Source organism: Novosphingobium marinum (assembly GCF_013408095.1).
GTDB lineage: Bacteria > Pseudomonadota > Alphaproteobacteria > Sphingomonadales > Sphingomonadaceae > Novosphingobium > Novosphingobium marinum.
The window spans coordinates 455,906-473,124 of record NZ_JACBZF010000001.1 but is presented as its reverse complement, the minus strand read 5'-3'; the positions used below and the strand labels follow the sequence as shown (position 1 = coordinate 473,124).

Below are 17,219 nucleotides of genomic sequence, written 5' to 3'. Positions count from 1 at the left end.
CGTGCTAGCGCCTCATTCGCGAAGCCGCCAGCCCGTGCGGAAAATCCACGCGATGATGGCAACGCACAGGACGAGGAACGCCACTGTCATGCCCAGCGACACTCCGATGGAGATTTCCGAAGTGCCGGTGAAGGTCCAGCGCAGTCCGTTCACGAGGTACACGATGGGATTGATCAGCGCGACCGTCCGCCAGGGCTCCTCGAGCATGTCGATCGAGTAGAAGGTGCCCCCAAGGAACGTCAGCGGGGTCAGCACGAGCAGCGGGACGATCTGCAGTTTTTCGAACCCGTCTGCCCAGATGCCGAGGATGAAGCCGAACAGCGAAAACGCCGCCGCGACGAGGAAGATGTAGGCCACCGCCAGGACCGGATGGACGATGGAATAGTCGACGAACAAGGTCGCCGTGGCCAGGATGATCGCGGCCAGCAGCAGCGACTTCGCGACTGCCGCTCCGACGAAGCCGAGAAGTGTCTCGGTGACGCCGACAGGCGCCGACAGCAGTTCGTAGATCGAGCCGGTGAAGCGCGGCAAGTAGATGCCGAAGCTGGCGTTCGACGTGCTCTGGCTCAGCATCGTGAGCATGAGGAGGCCGGGCACGATGAAGGCGCCATAGGCGACTCCGTCGATTTCCTCGATCCGTCCTCCGATCGCCGCGCCGAACACGATGAAATAAAGTGCCGTCGTCAGCACCGGGGATGCGATGGAAGCCCAGAACGTGCGAAACGCGCGCAGGATCTCGTAGTTGAAGATCGCGATGGTACCGCGCCAGTTGATCATGCGGCGTCTTCCCTGCGCTCGTCCTCGACCAGGTCGACGAAGATTTCCTCGAGGCTCGATTCGGCGGTTTCCAGCGCCTCGAAGACAATTCCCGCCTGCACCAGCGCGCGGGTCAGGTCCGCCACCTCGCGCTTGCCCCTGCCCGTTCCGTCTCCGCCGCGATATACGAGCGTCAGGCCCTCGTTCTCGAGATGGACGGGAAAGCCGGAGACCGGCTCGGGCAGTTCGGTGACCGGTTCCTCGAGCGTGAAGCGCGCCTCGGTCCGGCCGAGCCGCGCCATGATCGTGTCCTTGTCGTCGACGAGAAGGATGCGCCCGTTGCTGATGACGCCGACGCGGTCGGCCATTTCCTCGGCCTCCTCGATATAATGCGTCGTCAGGATGATGGTGGTGCCGCGCTGGCGCAGCGCCTCGATCTGGCGCCACATGTCGCGGCGCAGGCCGACGTCGACGCCGGCGGTCGGCTCGTCGAGGAACAGCAGGTCGGGATCGTGCGCCAGCGCCTTGGCAATGAGCACCCGGCGCTTCATGCCGCCCGACAGGTCCTTGATGCGCTCCTTGCGCTTGTCCCAGAGCGAGAGCGACCGCAGCACTTCCTCGATCCGCCCGGCATCCGGCGCGCATCCGAACATGCCGCGCGAATAGGCGACGTTGCGCTCGACGAGGTCGAAGATGTCGAGGCCCATTTCCTGAGGCACCAGGCCGATCCGCCTGCGCGCCGTGCGCCAGCTTTTCGACAGGTCCTCGCCAAATGCGCAGATGGTGCCTCCCGACGGTCGCACGAGGCCGCATATCGCGCCGATCAGCGTCGTTTTGCCCGCCCCGTTCGGCCCCAGCAGCGCGAAGATTTCGCCCTTGCGTATCTGAAGGTCCACGCCGTCGAGCGCGGTCACGCCGTTCCGGTACGTCTTGGTCAGTCCGCGAATGTCGAGGATCGGTTCCATGAGCGACCTAGATGCGGGCGAAGTCACCCATATCCAAGCCCCATCGGGGACCAGTCCACCAAAATGGCAGTTGGCCTGCGCAAATTCAGTCGATATCCCGACCGAAACGACGAGAGGACATTCGATGAAAGCCGCGCACGCTTCCGCCCTTCAGGAGCAGATCCGCTACGAACTGCAGCGCAACACGCATCCTGAAGGCTTTCCCACGCTGCCGGAAATCCCGGGCGGCCGGTATACCAGCGACGAGTTCTACGCGCTCGAGATGGAGCAGTTGTGGATGCGCAGCTGGCTGGTCGCGGGCCGCGAGGAGGAGATCGCGAAGAGCGGGCAGTACAAGCTGTTCGACAGGCTGGGCAAGCAGGTCATCATCTGCCGCGGCACCGACGGCGAAATCCGCGCGTTCCACAACACTTGCCGCCACCGCGGCGCGCCGATTGTCGGCGACAAGTGCGGCAAGTCCAACCTGCTCGTGTGTCGCTATCATTCGTGGTGCTACGACCTTACGGGCCGCCTTATCCGCGTGCCCGAGGAGCATGACTTCGGCGAGTTCGACAAGGCCGAACACGGCCTGCTCGAAGTACGTTGCGAAACCTGGGACGGCTGGATCTTCCTCAACTTCGACAGCGGGGCGGCCCCGCTGCTCGACGACCTCGGCCAGCTTGTCGAGGACCTGGCGCCGCTGGACATGGCGAACCTGCGCATCAAGGGATACCTGCGCTACGAGATCACCTGCAACTGGAAGGCCGCGCTCGACGCTTTTCTCGAAGCCTATCACGTCAAGGCGATCCATCCGCAAACCGTCGACAAGCTGCTCGACGGCAAGGGTACCTCGATTGCCATGTTCAAGGGCGGTCACACTCGCATGGCGCTGCCCAAGCGCTACAGCGCGCAGGGCGGAACCTGGGGCACCGACGACGTCGAACGATACGATATCGAGACTGTCCCCGAGATCTTTCGCGCCAACAACTGCGCCTACGGCATCTTCCCGAACTTCGTCGCGCCGTTCGATTCGGGCGGCTTTCCGCTCGTCACCTTCTGGCCGACGAGCCGGGGCACCTGCGAATGCGAGCTGATCTTCGTCGGCGCCGGGCCGGAGGAGGAAAACGCCGAGAATTCAGAATACTGGCGCACGTTCGTGGAAAACTACGACAAGATCCAGCAGGAGGACTTCCAGTTCCTCGCCGGCATCCAGCGCTCGCTCGATTCGGGCGCGTTCACCGGGATGACGCTGTGCTACCAGGAGCGGCGAATTTACTGGATGCACGAGGAATTCGACCGTCGCATCGGTATCGACCGCATTCCCGAGGACCTGCGGGTGAAACAGCTGCTGGCCCCCTTCACCGCCGACTGATCCGTCAGGAGCCGGGCAGGAGCAGCGAAGCGTCACCATACGAGTAGAAGCGATACTCCCCGACCACCGCATGCGAATAGGCCGTTTGCATCGTATCGAGGCCCATCAGGGCGCTGACGAGCATGAACAGCGTCGAGCGCGGCAGGTGGAAATTGGTCATCAGTCCGTCGATCGCCCTGAAGCGATAACCCGGCGTGATGAAGATCGAGGTGTCTCCTTCGAAGGGCCGGATGATGCCGTCGTCGTCCACGGCGCTTTCGAGCAGGCGCAGGCTGGTCGTGCCGACCGAGACGATACGCCCGCCGCCGGCACGCGCCGCGTTCAGGCGATCAGCGGTCACCGGATCGATCCGACCCCACTCGGCATGCATGCGGTGGTCCTGCGTCTCTTCGGCCTTGACCGGCAGGAACGTACCCGCCCCGACGTGGAGCGTCAGCGTCTCGTGCCCGACTCCGGCCTTGTCGAGCGCCTCGACAAGCTCGGGCGTGAAGTGCAGCGCCGCCGTCGGCGCGGCGACCGCGCCTTTCTCGCGCGCGAACATCGTCTGGTAGTCGGAACGGTCCGCCTCGTCGGTCTCCCGCTTTCCCGCGATGTATGGCGGCAACGGCATGCGGCCCGCCCTTTCGAGCAGGAGTTCGACCGGCTCGTCGCCTTCGAATCGGAAGGTCCAGCTGCCGTCGGGCAGTTGATCTTCGGCAATCGCCGTGACGCCCGCCGGAAATTCGACGATATCACCCGTTCGCAGCCGCCTGGCGTTGCGCACGAAGGCCTGCCACCGGCGAAGGTCGATCCGCTTGTGGAGCGTTGCGCCGACACGCGCCTCCCCCCGACGACCCTCGAGTTGCGCGGGGATGACGCGCGTGTCGTTGAAGACCAGCACGTCGCCCTCGCGAAGGATGGCCGGCAGGTCGCGCACGCCGCGATCCTCGAGGATGCCTCCTCCCCGCACAAGCAGCATGCGCGCCGCATCGCGCGGACGCGCCGGGCGCAGGGCGATCCGCTCGGCCGGCAGTTCGAAATCGAAAAGGTCTACGCGCATGCCGCGCCTCTAGCGCAGCGGCGCGGCGCCGCAAGTCCTCCGGACGCTCAGTCGGACTTGGAGTTGCTCAGCTGATCCGCCGTGATCGCCGCAGTGTTGACGGGCGCGCGCGGGCCCGGCCTGGGCTTGTTGTCGCTGGCCAGCGATGCCTGGACGATGCGTGTGGGGTTGGCAGGCGGCTCTCCCCGCTGGATGGAGTCGACGAATTCCATGCCGTCGATCACGCGACCGAACACCGTGTATTTCCGGTCTAGCGAGAAGCGCGGGTAGAACACGATGAAGAACTGGCTGTTCGCGCTGTCCGGATCGTTCGTCCGCGCCATCGAGACCGTGCCGCGAAGGTGCGGCAGCTTGTTGAACTCGGCCTTCAGATCGGGAAGTTCGGACCCGCCCGCGCCGGTCCCGGTGGGGTCGCCGGTCTGCGCCATGAAACCGTCGATCACGCGGTGGAAGATGATACCGTCGTAGAAGCCCTGACGGACCAGCGTTTTCACCCGCTCGACGTGCGTCGGCGCCCAGAGCGGCATCAGCCGGAAAGCGACGCGGCCCCCGTTGGACAGGTCGAGATAGACGACATTGTCCGGATCGTGCGCGACGTCGGGATCGACGAAAGTCGGCGGAACCGGTGCCGGCGGCGGGGGCGCATCCTGCGCTGCGGCGGCGGACCCGGAAACCATTGCCAGCCCCAGGGCAAGCGAAACAAGCGGGCGCATCTTCATCGGCAGATCTCGATCCTGTTGCGCGGCACGGTAAACCCCGCCGCAATCTTTTCGCCGCGCCGGATAGCGCCGCGTCGCTGTCGTGGCAATGAACGGTATGCGGCGAGCCACATGGAAGAGGCGGTCAATAGTCGCCCTTGCGGCCGATCGTCTCGATCCGCGAAACGACGTCGTTGCAGACTGCGTCGCTGACGAAGCGCGAGATGTCTCCGCCGAACATCGCGATTTCCTTCACCAGCTTGGACGCAATCGGCTGGAGGCTAACGTCGGCCATCAGGAAGACGGTCTCGATGTTCGGATTGAGCTGCTGGTTCATCCCCGCCATCTGGTATTCGTATTCGAAGTCGGCGACTGCGCGCAGGCCCCTGACGATGACGGTCGCACCCTGCTTCTGCGCGAATTTCATGAGCAGCGCGTTGAACCCGACCACGCTGACGTTGTCGATGCCGAGGCTCGCGACCTCGCGCTCGACCATGGCGATCCGTTCCTCGGGCTGGAACATCGGGTTCTTCGAAGGATTGGTCGTCACCCCGATGATAAGCCTGTCGACGAGCTTGGACCCGCGCCGGATGATGTCGGCATGACCCAGCGTGATCGGATCGAATGTTCCGGGATAGACGCCGACGCGCTCCCCCTCGTGCGACGCCATCAGTGATCCCTTTCGACGATGTAGCGCGCGATCGAACGAAGCAAGTCGGCCTCGCGCCCGTGCTGCGAAAGATGCTCGATCGCCTGATGGACGAGCATGCGCGCCTGATCGCGGGCACGCTCCGCACCCAGCAGCGACACGAACGTTTCCTTGCCGGCAGCCGCGTCCTTGCGAAGCGCCTTGCCCGCGGCTTCCTCGTCGCCCTCGTGATCGAGCAGGTCGTCGACGATCTGGAAAGCCAGACCGATGTCGCGCGCATAGCCGCGCAGGTGAGTGCGGCCCTCCGCCGGCACATGGCCCAGAATCGCGCCCATCTCCACGGCGGCGCCGAGCAGCGCGCCGGTCTTCAACTGCTGGAGACGGGTGATCGTCTGCAGATCGAATTCCTCGCCCTCTGCCACAAGGTCCATCATCTGACCGCCTGCCATGCCCTGGAAGCCGCTGGCATGGCCGAGCGCACGCACCAGTTCGATGCGCACGAACGGGTCGCTGCTGATCGCGGGATCGGCCAGGACCTCGAACGCGAAGGCATGCAGGGCATCGCCGGCAAGGACCGCCGTGGCCTCGTCGAAAGCCTTGTGTACCGTGGGCTTGCCGTGCCGCAGGGCATCGTCGTCCATGCACGGCAAGTCGTCATGGATCAGGGAATAGGCGTGGATCGATTCGATCGCCGCCCCGGCACGGATGGCGGCTTCGCGGTCGACGCCGTACATCTCGGCGGTCGATGCCAGCAGGAGCGGCCGCACCCGCTTGCCACCGCCGATAACGGCATAGCGCATCGCCTCGACCAGCTTTGCGCGGGCATCGAGCGGAACCGGCAGGAGGGCATCGAATGCCTCGTCGATCTCGGCGGCAATGCGTTTGAGGCCGTCGGCGAGCACGTCGTCTGAAACCGGAGCAAGACCCACGATCAAGCCCCCGGCCCGTCGAACGACTGGGTTCCGGCGGGCTGACCGTCCGGCCCGGCCACGATCTTCTCGATCCGCGCCTGCGCTGCATCGAGCCGCGCCTGGCAGTGCTTGCGCAACTTTTCGCCACGTTCGTACAGGCTGATCGAATCGTCGAGCGGCACATCGCCGCTCTCGAGATCGCGTACCACCGTCTCGAGTGCGCGCAGAGCGTCCTCGAAGCTCATTTTCCCGATTTCGCCGTCGATTTCCTTCATCCGCCTAGCAATGACGACGCTCCGGACGCCGGTCAAGCGCGCCGGTCTCTAGCGTCCCGCGATGGACCTCGCTAAGGCGCTGGGCCATGTCCGGAATCACCCCCGAAGTCGTCGAGGCGCATGGCCTCAGCCCCGAGGAATACGACCGCGTCGTGAGCGCGATCGGTCGCGAACCCAACCTGGTCGAACTCGGGATTTTCTCGGTCATGTGGTCGGAGCACTGCTCCTACAAGTCGAGCCGCATCCATCTCAAGAAGCTGCCGACAGAGGCGCCGTGGGTGATCTGCGGACCGGGCGAGAACGCCGGGGTCATCGACATCGGCGACGGCCCCGACGGGACGAAGCTTGCCGCGATCTTCAAGATGGAGAGCCACAACCATCCGTCGTACATCGAACCCTACCAGGGGGCCGCGACGGGCGTGGGCGGCATCCTGCGCGACGTGTTCACGATGGGCGCACGGCCTATCGCCAACATGAACGCGCTGCGCTTCGGTCGCCCCGGGCACCCCAAGATGAAGCACCTCGTCAAAGGGGTCGTCGCGGGGATCGGCGGCTACGGCAACTGCGTCGGGGTGCCGACAGTCGGCGGCGAGACGAATTTCCACAAGGCTTACGACGGCAACATCCTCGTCAACGCCATGACCGTCGGGATCGCGGACGCCGACCGCATCTTCTATTCGGCGGCGACCGGCGTCGGTAACCCCATCGTCTACGTGGGATCGAAGACCGGCCGCGACGGCATCCACGGCGCGACCATGGCAAGCGCCGACTTCAGCGAGGATACCGAGGAAAAGCGCCCGACCGTGCAGGTCGGCGATCCCTTTACCGAGAAGTTGCTGATCGAGGCGTGCCTCGAGCTGATGGCGACAGACGCCATCGTCGCGATCCAGGACATGGGCGCGGCCGGCCTCACCTCGTCGAGCGTCGAGATGGCGACGAACGGCAAGGCCGGCATCCGCCTCGACATGAGCCGCGTGCCCTGCCGCGAGGAGGGGATGACGCCCTACGAGATGATGCTGAGCGAGAGCCAGGAGCGGATGCTCATGGTCCTGAAGCCCGGCAAGGAAGCGATGGCCGAAGCGATATTCCGCAAGTGGGAGCTCGATTTCGCAGTCATCGGCGAAGTCACCGATACCGGGCGCATGGTCCTGGACTTCGAAGGCGAGACCGTGTGCGACATCCCGCTCGGCCCGCTGGCGGAGCAGGCGCCTTTATACGACCGGCCGCACGTGCCTACGAACAGCCCTGCCCCGCTCGCAGCCGTGCCCGAATGCGAGGATGTGGCGAGCGACCTGAAAGCTCTCATGGGCTGTCCGGACCTCGCTTCGCGCGAGTGGATCTGGCGTCAGTACGACAGCCAGGTCGGCGCGGATACACTGCAGAAACCGGGCGGCGATGCTGCTGTCGTTCGCGTCCACGGCACGCGAAAGGCGATCGCCATCAGCACCGACTGCTCTCCGCGCTACTGCTTTGCCGATCCGGTCGAGGGCGGCAAGCAGGCGGTCGCGGAAACCTGGCGCAACATCTGTGCGGTCGGCGCAAGGCCGCTCGCCATCACCAACTGCCTCAATTTCGCCAATCCCCAGCGCCCCGAGATCATGGGACAGATCGTCGGCTGCCTCGAAGGCATGGGAGAGGCATGCCGGGCGCTCGATTACCCGATCGTTTCCGGCAACGTCTCGCTCTACAATGAATCGAAGGCAACCGGCGGCGGTTCGGCCATCCTGCCGACGCCCGCGATCGGCGGTGTAGGCCTGCTCGACGATCACGAGCACATGGCGACCCTACGCTTCAAGGCCGAAAGCGAGACGATCCTCGTCATCGGAGGCGAGACGGGACACCTCGGCCAGTCGCTCTGGCTGCGCGAACTTCATGGCCGGGAGGAAGGTCCGCCTCCGCCCGTTGGCCTCGATCTCGAGCGGCGCGCCGGCGAGACGGTACGGGAACTGATCGCGGCGGGCAGCGTCACGGCCGTGCACGATTGCTCGGACGGCGGCCTTGCAGTGGCGCTGGCCGAAATGGCGCTTGCCGGAGACATCGGGTTCGCTGTCGCCATGCCGGAGGATCGCTTGTCCGCCGCGGCATTCTGGTTCGGCGAGGATCAGGCGCGCTACGTCATCACGACCAGTGTCCCGGCGATGGTCGAGGAAGTGGTCGAGAAGGCCGGACTGTCTGCAATCGCGCTCGGCCAGACCGGCGGCGCGCGGGCCGTCTTCCGATCGATCCGCGGGGACGCCTCGCTCGAACTCGCCGAGCTGCGCGAAGCCCATGAGAGCTTCTTCCGCGACTGGATGGAAGACTGAGGACCATGCCGGCGGGCTATTCCGGTACCCCACCGCGAAAACCGGTAGCGCTGCACGATTGGCTTGCCGAACCCGCCCCCTGCGTTAGTCTCTTTTCGGGGCACGCTATTTCGGGGGAATTTTCATGAAGAGAATTGCTGCGTTTCTCGCCGCGCTGAGCGCTCTTTTCGCTGCCCTGCCAGCCAGCGCCGAAGAAGTTCTGACGATCGTCAATCGGACCGGCTATCCGTTGGCCCAGATCTATATTTCGCCCTCCGATACAAACGATTGGGAGGAAAACCTGCTGGGCAGGTCGGGACTTGCCAACGGGCGTCAATGGCGCATCGATTTCAGCCGTTCGGCCAACACCTGCATCTGGGACATGCGCATCGTCTATGCCGATGGCTACGTCTACGACTGGGGCGGCCTCAACCTCTGCCGATTCGCAACTGCGATCATCACGTACGACGAAGCGAGCGGCGAGACCTACGTGCAGACCCGCTAGCCCCGTCCGGCTTCAATCCCACGTCCATTCCTCGCGCTTGATGCCGAGGAGCTGGAGGATCGCGGTGAGGTCGCCGCGGTCGATCCAGCCGTCGGCGGCTGCGCGCGCTTTCGGCTTCGCACGATAGGCAATGCCATAAGTCGCCGCCTCGATCATCGGGATGTCGTTTGCACCATCGCCCAGGGCGAGGCTCATCGCGCCGTCGCCTAGCACGTTCATGGCATCTAGCAATGACCGCTTCTTCACCGAACTGTCGGTGATCGGACCATCTAGCCCCCCCGTCAGCTTGCCGCCCGCAACCTCGAGCCGGTTGGCTACGACTTCGTCGAAGCCCAGTTGCTCGGCGACCGGATCGGCGAACTGGTGGAAGCCGCCGGTGACGAGGATCGTGCGGCAACCCTTGTCCTTCAGCGTCTGCACCAGCGTTCGCGCTCCCGGCATCATCGCGATCCGGGTTTCGAGGCATTCGTTGATGGCCGCCTCGGACAACCCTTCGAGCAGGCCGACGCGCTCTCGCAGGGCCGCCTCGAAATCGAGCTCGCCGCGCATGGCACGCTCGGTGATGTCTGCGATGCGATCCTTGATGCCCGCGAAGTCGGCCAGTTCGTCGATGCACTCCGCCGCGATCATGGTCGAATCCATATCGGAGACGAACACGCGCGGCACTAGCGGTTCATGGTCGGCGACTAGCAGGTCGGAGCGCCCGAAGACCTCGTCGACCACTTCGCGAAGCCCGTCGGCGTCGTCGCCGGGAAAGCCGAGCTGCATCGTCTCGCTGCAGAAGTCGAGCATTGCCGCCGAGGCAAGTTTGAGGCCGCGCCCTTCCATCGCGGCGCGGGCGCGTTCGAGTTTTTCGGACAGGTCGTCCGGTTCTGCTATCAGCCGGGCAATGAGCACGGTTAAGTCCCCTGGATCGTCATCAGGTCCCCCAACGCGCGAAGGGGCCGAATTGTTGTCTTGCATGCCCGATGGCAGGCCGCCGCTGGCGCTCATTGCAGGGCCGACGGCGAGCGGCAAGAGCGATCTTGCAGTGCGCCTTTCTCTTGAACTGCAGGCTGCGGGCAGGCGCGCCGTGATCGTGAACGCCGACAGCGCACAGGTCTATGCCGACCTTTGCGTGCTGAGCGCGCGGCCTGCGGAAGAGGACATGCAGGGCATCGAGCATCGTCTCTTCGGAGCCTGGGACGGCGCGGTCGCCTGTTCCGCCGCCGACTGGGCGCGAGCGGCCCGGCGCGAGATCGAGGAAGTGCATTCCCTCGATGCCGTGCCGATCCTCGTCGGGGGTACCGGCCTGTACGTCCGGACCCTGCTCGAGGGGATCGCGCCCATCCCCGGAATCGAACCGGCCGTTCGCGATGCGGTCCGCAGGCTTCCCGTGGTCGACGCCTATGCAGCGCTGCTGCAGGAGGACCCGGACCGGGCCGCGCAGCTTGCCCCCGCCGATACTTCGCGCATCGCCCGTGCGCTCGAAGTCGTCCGGTCGACGGGCAGGACTCTGGCGCAATGGCACGAGGAGAAGGCCGGCGGCATTGCGGATAGCGTTCACGTTGCGCCACTTATTCTGCTTCCGGACCGGGAAGCCCTTTACCGGCGCTGCGATGCGCGGTTCGAAGCGATGCTGGAAAACGGAGCGATCGCCGAAGTCGAAGCGCTGCTTGACCGGAACCTCGATCCTGCCCTGCCCGTCATGCACGCGATCGGGGTGCCCGAAATCGCGGGCTACCTGCGTGGCGAGTGGACGCTCGGCGAAGCGTGCGAGAGGGGCGCTCGGGCGACGCGAAACTACGCGAAAAGGCAGTATACTTGGCTACGTCATCAGCCGCCCGCGCATTGGCAGCGAGCCAAGCCCGAAAATTTCGAGAGTGACTGCCTAATTGACATAATGTTTCGCAATTAGGTCTTGACATATTATTTTGTGTGCCCTACCCGCGCCGCAAATAAAGTTGCTCCCTGGAAGGCGAAGGGTTGGAGAGGATGACCCGGCACGGCGGTTGTCGTGCCGGGTCATGTTGTTCCGGGGGCATGGTAAGAATTGCTTTTGAAGGACATTGACGTGACTGAGGAGCGCAGCGGCGCAAACATCCTGGTCGAAAGCCTCGTTCGGCAAGGCGTCGAATTCGTTTTCGGCTACCCCGGCGGCGCGGTGCTGCCGATCTACGATGCCCTTTTCGACGACGAGCGAATCCGCCACATCCTCGTGCGGCACGAAGCCGGTGCCGCGCATGCGGCGGAAGGCTACGCGCGGTCGACGGGCAAGCCGGGCGTAGTTCTCGTCACCTCGGGACCGGGCGCTACCAATGCGGTCACCGGCATCGCCGATGCCTACATGGACTCGATCCCGCTTGTCGTGATCACCGGGCAGGTGCCAACCGCGCTCATCGGTTCGGACGCGTTCCAGGAAGCCGACACCGTCGGAATCTCGCGCCACTGCACCAAGCACAATTACCTCGTTAAGGACCCCGAGCTCCTCGCGGACACCATCGCGGAAGCGTTCCAGATCGCGACCGAGGGTCGACCCGGCCCCGTCCTCATCGACATTCCGAAGGACGTGCAGATCGCCTCGGCCACATGGGCCGACCAGGAACCGCGCCGCAGCGCGCGCTATGCCCCGCAAGTCGAAGGCACCCAAGACGAGATCGCGCGCGCCGTCGAGATGATCGCGGCTGCGAAGCGCCCGGTGCTCTACACCGGCGGCGGCGTCGTCAACTCGGGGCCGCGCGCAACCGAACTGCTTCGCGAGCTTCAGAAGAAGACCGGCGCGCCTCTCACGTCCACGCTAATGGGCCTTGGAGCATTCCCCGCCGACCATCCCGACTGGCTGGGCATGCTCGGCATGCACGGCACGTTCGAAGCGAACATGGCGATGAACAAGGCCGACCTCGTCATCGCGGTCGGCGCCCGGTTCGACGATCGCGTCACCGGCAGGCTCGACGCCTTCTCGCCGCATTCGCAGAAGATCCACATCGATATCGATCGTGCGTCGATCAACAAGACGGTTGTCGTCGATCTTCCCATCGTGGGCGATTGCGCCAAGGTGCTCGGCCAGATCCTGGATGCATGGGGATCGCGCAAGGCAGGCGACCTCTCGAAGTGGCAGGCCGAGGTCGGCGAGTGGCGCGAGCGCAGGAGCCTCGCTTACCCGAAACCCGATACGATTATCATGCCGCAATTCGCGGTAGAGCGGCTTTTCGAGCTGACGAAGGATCGCGACCCGATCATCTCGACCGAGGTCGGCCAGCACCAGATGTGGGCGGCGCAGCACTTTCACTTCTTCAGTCCCAACCGCTGGCTGACGTCGGGCGGGCTCGGGACGATGGGCTATGGCCTGCCCGCCGCGATCGGCGCGCAGCTCGGCAATCCGGACGACCTCGTCATCGACATCGCGGGCGACGCATCGATCCAGATGAATATCCAGGAGATGGGGACTGCCAGCCAGTACCGCCTGCCGGTCAAGGTCTTCATCCTCAATAACGAATGGATGGGCATGGTCCGCCAGTGGCAGGAACTGACCTATGAAAGCCGGTACTCCAGTTCCTATTCGGACAGCCTGCCCGATTTCGTCCGCCTGGCAGAGGCATATGGCTGGAAGGGCATCCTGATCGAGGACCAGTCCCAGCTGGATGACGGCATCAGGGCGATGGTCGACCATCCCGGCCCGGTCATCGTCGATTGCCGCGTCCACAACGAGGCGAACTGCTTCCCGATGATCCCGTCGGGCGCAGCGCATACCGAAATGCTTCTCCACGGCGACGCCGTCGCCGGCACGATGGACGACGAAGCCAAGGCGCTGGTCTGAAAGCCGACATGATGAAAATCCACCACGAGGAATCCGAACGGCACGTCCTGACGGTCGTTGTCGACAACGAGGCGGGCATCCTTGCGAAGATCGCCGGGCTCTTCACCGCCCGCGGCTACAACATCGACAGCCTGACCGTCGCCGACATCACCGAGAACCATGCCGTCAGCCGGATCACGATCGTCACTCACGGCCCTCCCTCGCAAATCGACCAGATCCACGCGCAGCTCGAACGGCTGGTGCCCGTCCACCGGGTTTCGGACCTCACCGAACTCGGCCCGCACGTCGAGCGCGAGCTTGCACTGATCAAGGTCTCGGGCGAAGGCGACGACCGGGTCGAGGCGCTGCGCCTTGCCGACGTGTTCCGCGCCAAGGTCGTCGATTCGACGATCACCAGCTTCATATTCGAGATCACCGGCTCACCCGAAAAGGTCGACAGGTTCATCGCGCTCATGCGCGAACTCGGCCTCGTCGAGGTTGGGCGCACCGGGATCGTGGGCATGATGCGGGGAGCCGAGGCTCCCTGACCAGTTCCAGCAAACCGCCGTCGCCGCCCTCGCCTGACGGGAAGCGGGATCGACGGCATTCTTTCCAGAGCCTTCGCCAGCGGAGGCGGACCAAGGGGTAGAACGATGAAGGTCTATTACGACGCCGATTGCGACATCAACCTGATCACGGACAAGAAGATCGCGATCGTCGGTTACGGCAGCCAGGGCCATGCCCATGCCCAGAACCTGCGCGATTCGGGCGTCAAGGAAGTGGCCGTCGCGCTGCGCGAGGGTTCGGCGACCGCCAAGAAGGCCGAAGGCGCCGGCTTCAAGGTCATGACAAATGCCGATGCGGCCGCCTGGGCCGACATCATCATGATCCTCACCCCCGACGAGCACCAGGCCGCCGTCTGGGCGAACGACCTCCAGGCGAATATCCGCCCCGGCGCGGCGCTCGCCTTCGCGCATGGCCTCAACATCCACTTCGGCCTCATCGAGCCGAACGCGGACATCGACGTGATCATGATCGCGCCCAAGGGCCCGGGCCACACCGTCCGCTCCGAATACCAGCGCGGCGGCGGCGTTCCCTGCCTTGTCGCCATCGCACAGGACGCGACCGGCAACGCGCACGACATCGCTCTTGCCTATGCCTCCGGCGTCGGCGGAGGCCGTTCGGGCATTATCGAGACCAACTTCCGCGAGGAATGCGAAACCGACCTGTTCGGTGAGCAGGCGGTCCTCTGCGGCGGCCTGACCCACCTGATCCAGGCCGGTTTCGAAACGCTGGTCGAGGCCGGGTACGCACCGGAAATGGCCTATTTCGAATGCCTGCACGAAGTGAAGCTGATCGTCGACCTGATGTACGAGGGCGGCATTGCCAACATGCGCTATTCGATCTCGAATACTGCCGAATACGGCGACATCACCATCGGTCCGCGCATCATCACCGACGAGACCAAGGCCGAGATGAAGCGCGTCCTCGCCGACGTCCAGTCGGGCAGGTTCGTCAAGAACTTCGTCCTCGACAACCGCGCCGGTCAGCCCGAACTGAAGGCGAGCCGGAAGGCCGCGGCGGCCCACCCGATCGAGGAAACCGGCGCGCGCCTGCGTGCCATGATGCCCTGGATCGGAGCCAACAAGCTCGTCGACAAGGAAAAGAACTGAGGCTAATTGCCGCGCCGGCTCCGGGATTTCCGGAGTCGGTTTCGGACCGGACAGGTCATGATTGGTGGAAGGTCGATAGCAATGCGTTCCATGTCGATAGCCGTTAAGCCCCTCGCTCTGGCTCTTGCATCGTGTCTGGCGCTTGCCGCCTGCAACCAGCAGGCAGGCGAGTCCGAGGACGACTTCGAGATCGTAGTGCCGACCGCGTCACCGACCCCGGCGGTGGAACCCGGCACGGTAACGGACCCCGCCGCCTCGACCTGCGGAGCGCCCGACGGCGCAGAGTTCGTCGGCCAGACCGACACGCCCGAAGTGCGCGACCGGATCACCGCTGCACTTGGCGAGAAGGCTCCGGCTGGCATCCGCTTCGTGACACCGAACGACGTCGTGACGATGGACAATCGGGCAGACCGCCTGAACGTTATGATCGACACCACCGGCGTCATCCGCGACCTGCGCTGCGGCTGATACGCCTGGAGGGTTCCCGGCACTTTACTTTTGGGACCGCGCACCGCATAGGCTGCGGCATGATCATTCGGCTTGGCCTAACCCTGCGACTTACCCGCCCTTGGGCGTGAGCTGACGCGTCGGTGAGCCGGGCGCGTCACGGCGCCCAGGGGATGGAAACAGACCTTCGCAGAACCGCCGAACGAGTATCGCCATGACCATGCTGAAAGACCCCGCGGCCAAGTACAGGCCCTTCCCCCAGATCGACCTGCCCGACCGGCAATGGCCGAGCCGCACGATCACGCAGCCGCCTCGCTGGCTCTCGACCGATCTTCGCGACGGCAACCAGGCGCTGATCGATCCGATGGGGGCGGAGAAGAAGAACCGCTTTTTCGACCTCCTCGTGAAGATCGGGGTCAGGGAAATCGAGGTCGGCTTCCCGAGCGCCGGGCAGACGGAGTTTGATTTCATCAGCGGTCTGGTGAAATCCGGACGCGTGCCGCAAGACGTGCTGGTGCAGGTCCTCACCCAGTCGCGCGCCGACCTGATCGAGCGTTCGTTCGAGAGCCTGGAAGGCGCGCATGCGGCGATCGTCCACCTCTACAACGCCGTGTCGCCGCTGTGGCGGCAGGTCGTCTTCGGCATGGACCGGTCCGAAGTGCGCCAGATCGCGCAGAACGGCGCGAAGGTGCTGCGCGACCAGGCCGCGCGCTATCCCGATACCAACTGGCACTTCGAATACTCGCCCGAGACGTTCTCGACAGCCGAGGTCGATTTCTCCATCGAATGTTGCGAGGCGGTGATGGCGGTCCTCCAGCCCACGCCCGAACATCCGATCATCCTCAACCTGCCGGCCACGGTCGAGGCGGCGACGCCCAACATCTACGCCGACCAGATCGAGTATTTCTGCCGCAACCTTCCCAACCGCGAGAGCGCGGTCGTCTCGCTCCATACGCACAACGATCGCGGGACAGGCGTTGCGGCGGCCGAGCTCGGCCTGATGGCAGGCGCGGACCGGGTGGAAGGATGCCTCTTCGGCAACGGCGAGCGCACGGGCAACTGCTGCCTCGTGACCGTGGCGCTCAACCTGTACACGCAAGGCATCGATCCGGGCCTGGATTTCTCGGACATCGACGAGGTCATCCGCACCGTCGAGTACTGCAACCAGTTGAAGGTCCCCGAACGCCATCCCTATGGCGGCGAACTGGTCTTCACCGCGTTCTCCGGCAGTCACCAGGATGCCATCAAGAAGGGTTTCGCCGCGCAGGAAACGCGCAACGACGAATTCTGGGCGGTTCCGTACCTGCCGATCGATCCGGCGGATCTCGGCCGCACGTATGAGGCGGTGATCCGGGTCAACTCGCAATCCGGCAAGGGCGGGTTCGCCTGGGTGATAGAGCAGGACCAGGGCCTCAAGCTGCCCAAGCGGTTGCAGGCGCATTTCTCCCGCCATGTGCAGGAGCTGGCCGACAAGCTCGGCCGTGAGTTGCAGGCCGGGGACATCTGGGACGTGTTCCAGCGCGTTTACCGCCTGAACGACCCGCAGCACTATCAGCTTGTCGGCTACGACGAGACCCGCGCGCCCGATGGCTCGCGCGTATTCTCGGGCAAGATCGGCGTCGATGGCAAGGTCCAGACGGTGTCGGGGCGCGGCAACGGCCTCATCTCCTCGGTCATCGCCACCCTCGACCAGGCGTTCGGCGTGAAGCTCGAGGTGCGCGACTATTCCGAACATGCGATGGGGCACGGATCGGATGCTCGCGCGGCGGCCTACGTCGAATGCGTCACCGCATCCGGCAGCACGATATGGGGCGTCGGCATCGACGAGGACGTTGCCACGGCGAGCGTGCGCGCCGTGCTTAGCGCTGCGAACATGGCTGCGGAAGGCTGATG

General features: G+C 64.8%; 17 protein-coding genes. 9 read left to right on the top strand and 8 right to left on the bottom strand.

Annotated elements, in window-relative coordinates; translation table 11 throughout:
- Positions 1-12: 12 nt before the first annotated feature.
- Both FHS75_RS02230 and FHS75_RS02225 read right to left on the bottom strand, forming a co-directional pair.
- Positions 13-777, bottom strand: a complete 765-nt coding sequence (locus FHS75_RS02230) for an ABC transporter permease (protein WP_179406084.1) — start codon at positions 775-777, stop codon at positions 13-15.
- Positions 774-1,721: an ABC transporter ATP-binding protein gene (locus tag FHS75_RS02225; RefSeq protein ID WP_179406538.1), complete on the bottom strand. Its 948-nt coding sequence runs from the start codon at positions 1,719-1,721 to the stop codon at positions 774-776. The genes FHS75_RS02230 and FHS75_RS02225 overlap by 4 nt, the downstream gene beginning before the upstream one ends.
- 124 nt (positions 1,722-1,845) lie before the next feature.
- On the opposite strand from FHS75_RS02225, the gene FHS75_RS02220 reads away from it, so the two are divergent.
- Positions 1,846-3,072, top strand: a complete 1,227-nt coding sequence (locus FHS75_RS02220; protein WP_179406083.1) for an aromatic ring-hydroxylating oxygenase subunit alpha — start codon at positions 1,846-1,848, stop codon at positions 3,070-3,072.
- Between the two features lie 4 nt (positions 3,073-3,076).
- On the opposite strand, the gene queA is transcribed toward FHS75_RS02220, so the two are convergent.
- From queA to FHS75_RS02195, 5 genes are all read right to left on the bottom strand, one after another.
- The gene (gene queA, locus FHS75_RS02215) at positions 3,077-4,111 is read right to left on the bottom strand and encodes a tRNA preQ1(34) S-adenosylmethionine ribosyltransferase-isomerase QueA (protein WP_179406082.1); all 1,035 of its coding nucleotides are present in this window, start codon (positions 4,109-4,111) and stop codon (positions 3,077-3,079) included.
- Positions 4,112-4,158: 47 nt separating this feature from the next.
- On the bottom strand, positions 4,159-4,830 hold the full coding sequence (locus tag FHS75_RS02210; protein ID WP_179406081.1) for a peptidylprolyl isomerase: 672 nt from the start codon (positions 4,828-4,830) through the stop codon (positions 4,159-4,161).
- 124 nt (positions 4,831-4,954) lie between these two features.
- Positions 4,955-5,479, bottom strand: coding sequence for a pantetheine-phosphate adenylyltransferase (gene coaD, locus FHS75_RS02205; protein WP_179406080.1), 525 nt, complete (start codon positions 5,477-5,479; stop codon positions 4,955-4,957).
- Complete coding sequence (locus FHS75_RS02200; protein WP_179406079.1) at positions 5,479-6,387, bottom strand: polyprenyl synthetase family protein; 909 nt, start codon at positions 6,385-6,387, stop codon at positions 5,479-5,481. Before FHS75_RS02200 ends, coaD begins: the two co-directional genes overlap by 1 nt.
- Positions 6,388-6,389: 2 nt before the next feature.
- The gene (locus FHS75_RS02195) at positions 6,390-6,644 is read right to left on the bottom strand and encodes an exodeoxyribonuclease VII small subunit (RefSeq protein ID WP_229735496.1); all 255 of its coding nucleotides are present in this window, start codon (positions 6,642-6,644) and stop codon (positions 6,390-6,392) included.
- Between the two features lie 86 nt (positions 6,645-6,730).
- Here FHS75_RS02195 and purL point away from each other — a divergent pair, with 86 nt between their 5' ends.
- Both purL and FHS75_RS02185 read left to right on the top strand, forming a co-directional pair.
- Complete coding sequence (gene purL / locus FHS75_RS02190; RefSeq protein WP_179406078.1) at positions 6,731-8,947, top strand: phosphoribosylformylglycinamidine synthase subunit PurL; 2,217 nt, start codon at positions 6,731-6,733, stop codon at positions 8,945-8,947.
- A 124-nt stretch (positions 8,948-9,071) separates the two neighbouring features.
- On the top strand, positions 9,072-9,431 hold the full coding sequence (locus tag FHS75_RS02185; RefSeq protein WP_179406077.1) for a hypothetical protein: 360 nt from the start codon (positions 9,072-9,074) through the stop codon (positions 9,429-9,431).
- Positions 9,432-9,443: 12 nt separating this feature from the next.
- On the opposite strand, the gene serB is transcribed toward FHS75_RS02185, so the two are convergent.
- Positions 9,444-10,328, bottom strand: coding sequence for a phosphoserine phosphatase SerB (gene serB, locus FHS75_RS02180; RefSeq protein WP_229735464.1), 885 nt, complete (start codon positions 10,326-10,328; stop codon positions 9,444-9,446).
- A 64-nt stretch (positions 10,329-10,392) separates the two neighbouring features.
- On the opposite strand from serB, the gene miaA reads away from it, so the two are divergent.
- From miaA to leuA, 6 genes are all read left to right on the top strand, one after another.
- Positions 10,393-11,328, top strand: a complete 936-nt coding sequence (gene miaA, locus FHS75_RS02175; protein WP_229735463.1) for a tRNA (adenosine(37)-N6)-dimethylallyltransferase MiaA — start codon at positions 10,393-10,395, stop codon at positions 11,326-11,328.
- Positions 11,329-11,484: 156 nt separating this feature from the next.
- Complete coding sequence (ilvB, locus tag FHS75_RS02170) at positions 11,485-13,227, top strand: biosynthetic-type acetolactate synthase large subunit (RefSeq protein WP_179406075.1); 1,743 nt, start codon at positions 11,485-11,487, stop codon at positions 13,225-13,227.
- An 11-nt stretch (positions 13,228-13,238) separates the two neighbouring features.
- Positions 13,239-13,754, top strand: coding sequence for an acetolactate synthase small subunit (gene ilvN / locus FHS75_RS02165; protein WP_179406535.1), 516 nt, complete (start codon positions 13,239-13,241; stop codon positions 13,752-13,754).
- 105 nt (positions 13,755-13,859) lie between these two features.
- On the top strand, positions 13,860-14,879 hold the full coding sequence (gene ilvC, locus FHS75_RS02160) for a ketol-acid reductoisomerase (protein WP_179406074.1): 1,020 nt from the start codon (positions 13,860-13,862) through the stop codon (positions 14,877-14,879).
- A gap of 90 nt (positions 14,880-14,969) precedes the next feature.
- Positions 14,970-15,347, top strand: coding sequence for an I78 family peptidase inhibitor (locus tag FHS75_RS02155; RefSeq protein ID WP_179406073.1), 378 nt, complete (start codon positions 14,970-14,972; stop codon positions 15,345-15,347).
- A 193-nt stretch (positions 15,348-15,540) separates the two neighbouring features.
- Positions 15,541-17,217: a 2-isopropylmalate synthase gene (leuA, locus tag FHS75_RS02150; protein WP_179406072.1), complete on the top strand. Its 1,677-nt coding sequence runs from the start codon at positions 15,541-15,543 to the stop codon at positions 17,215-17,217.
- The last annotated feature ends 2 nt before the right edge of the window (positions 17,218-17,219 follow it).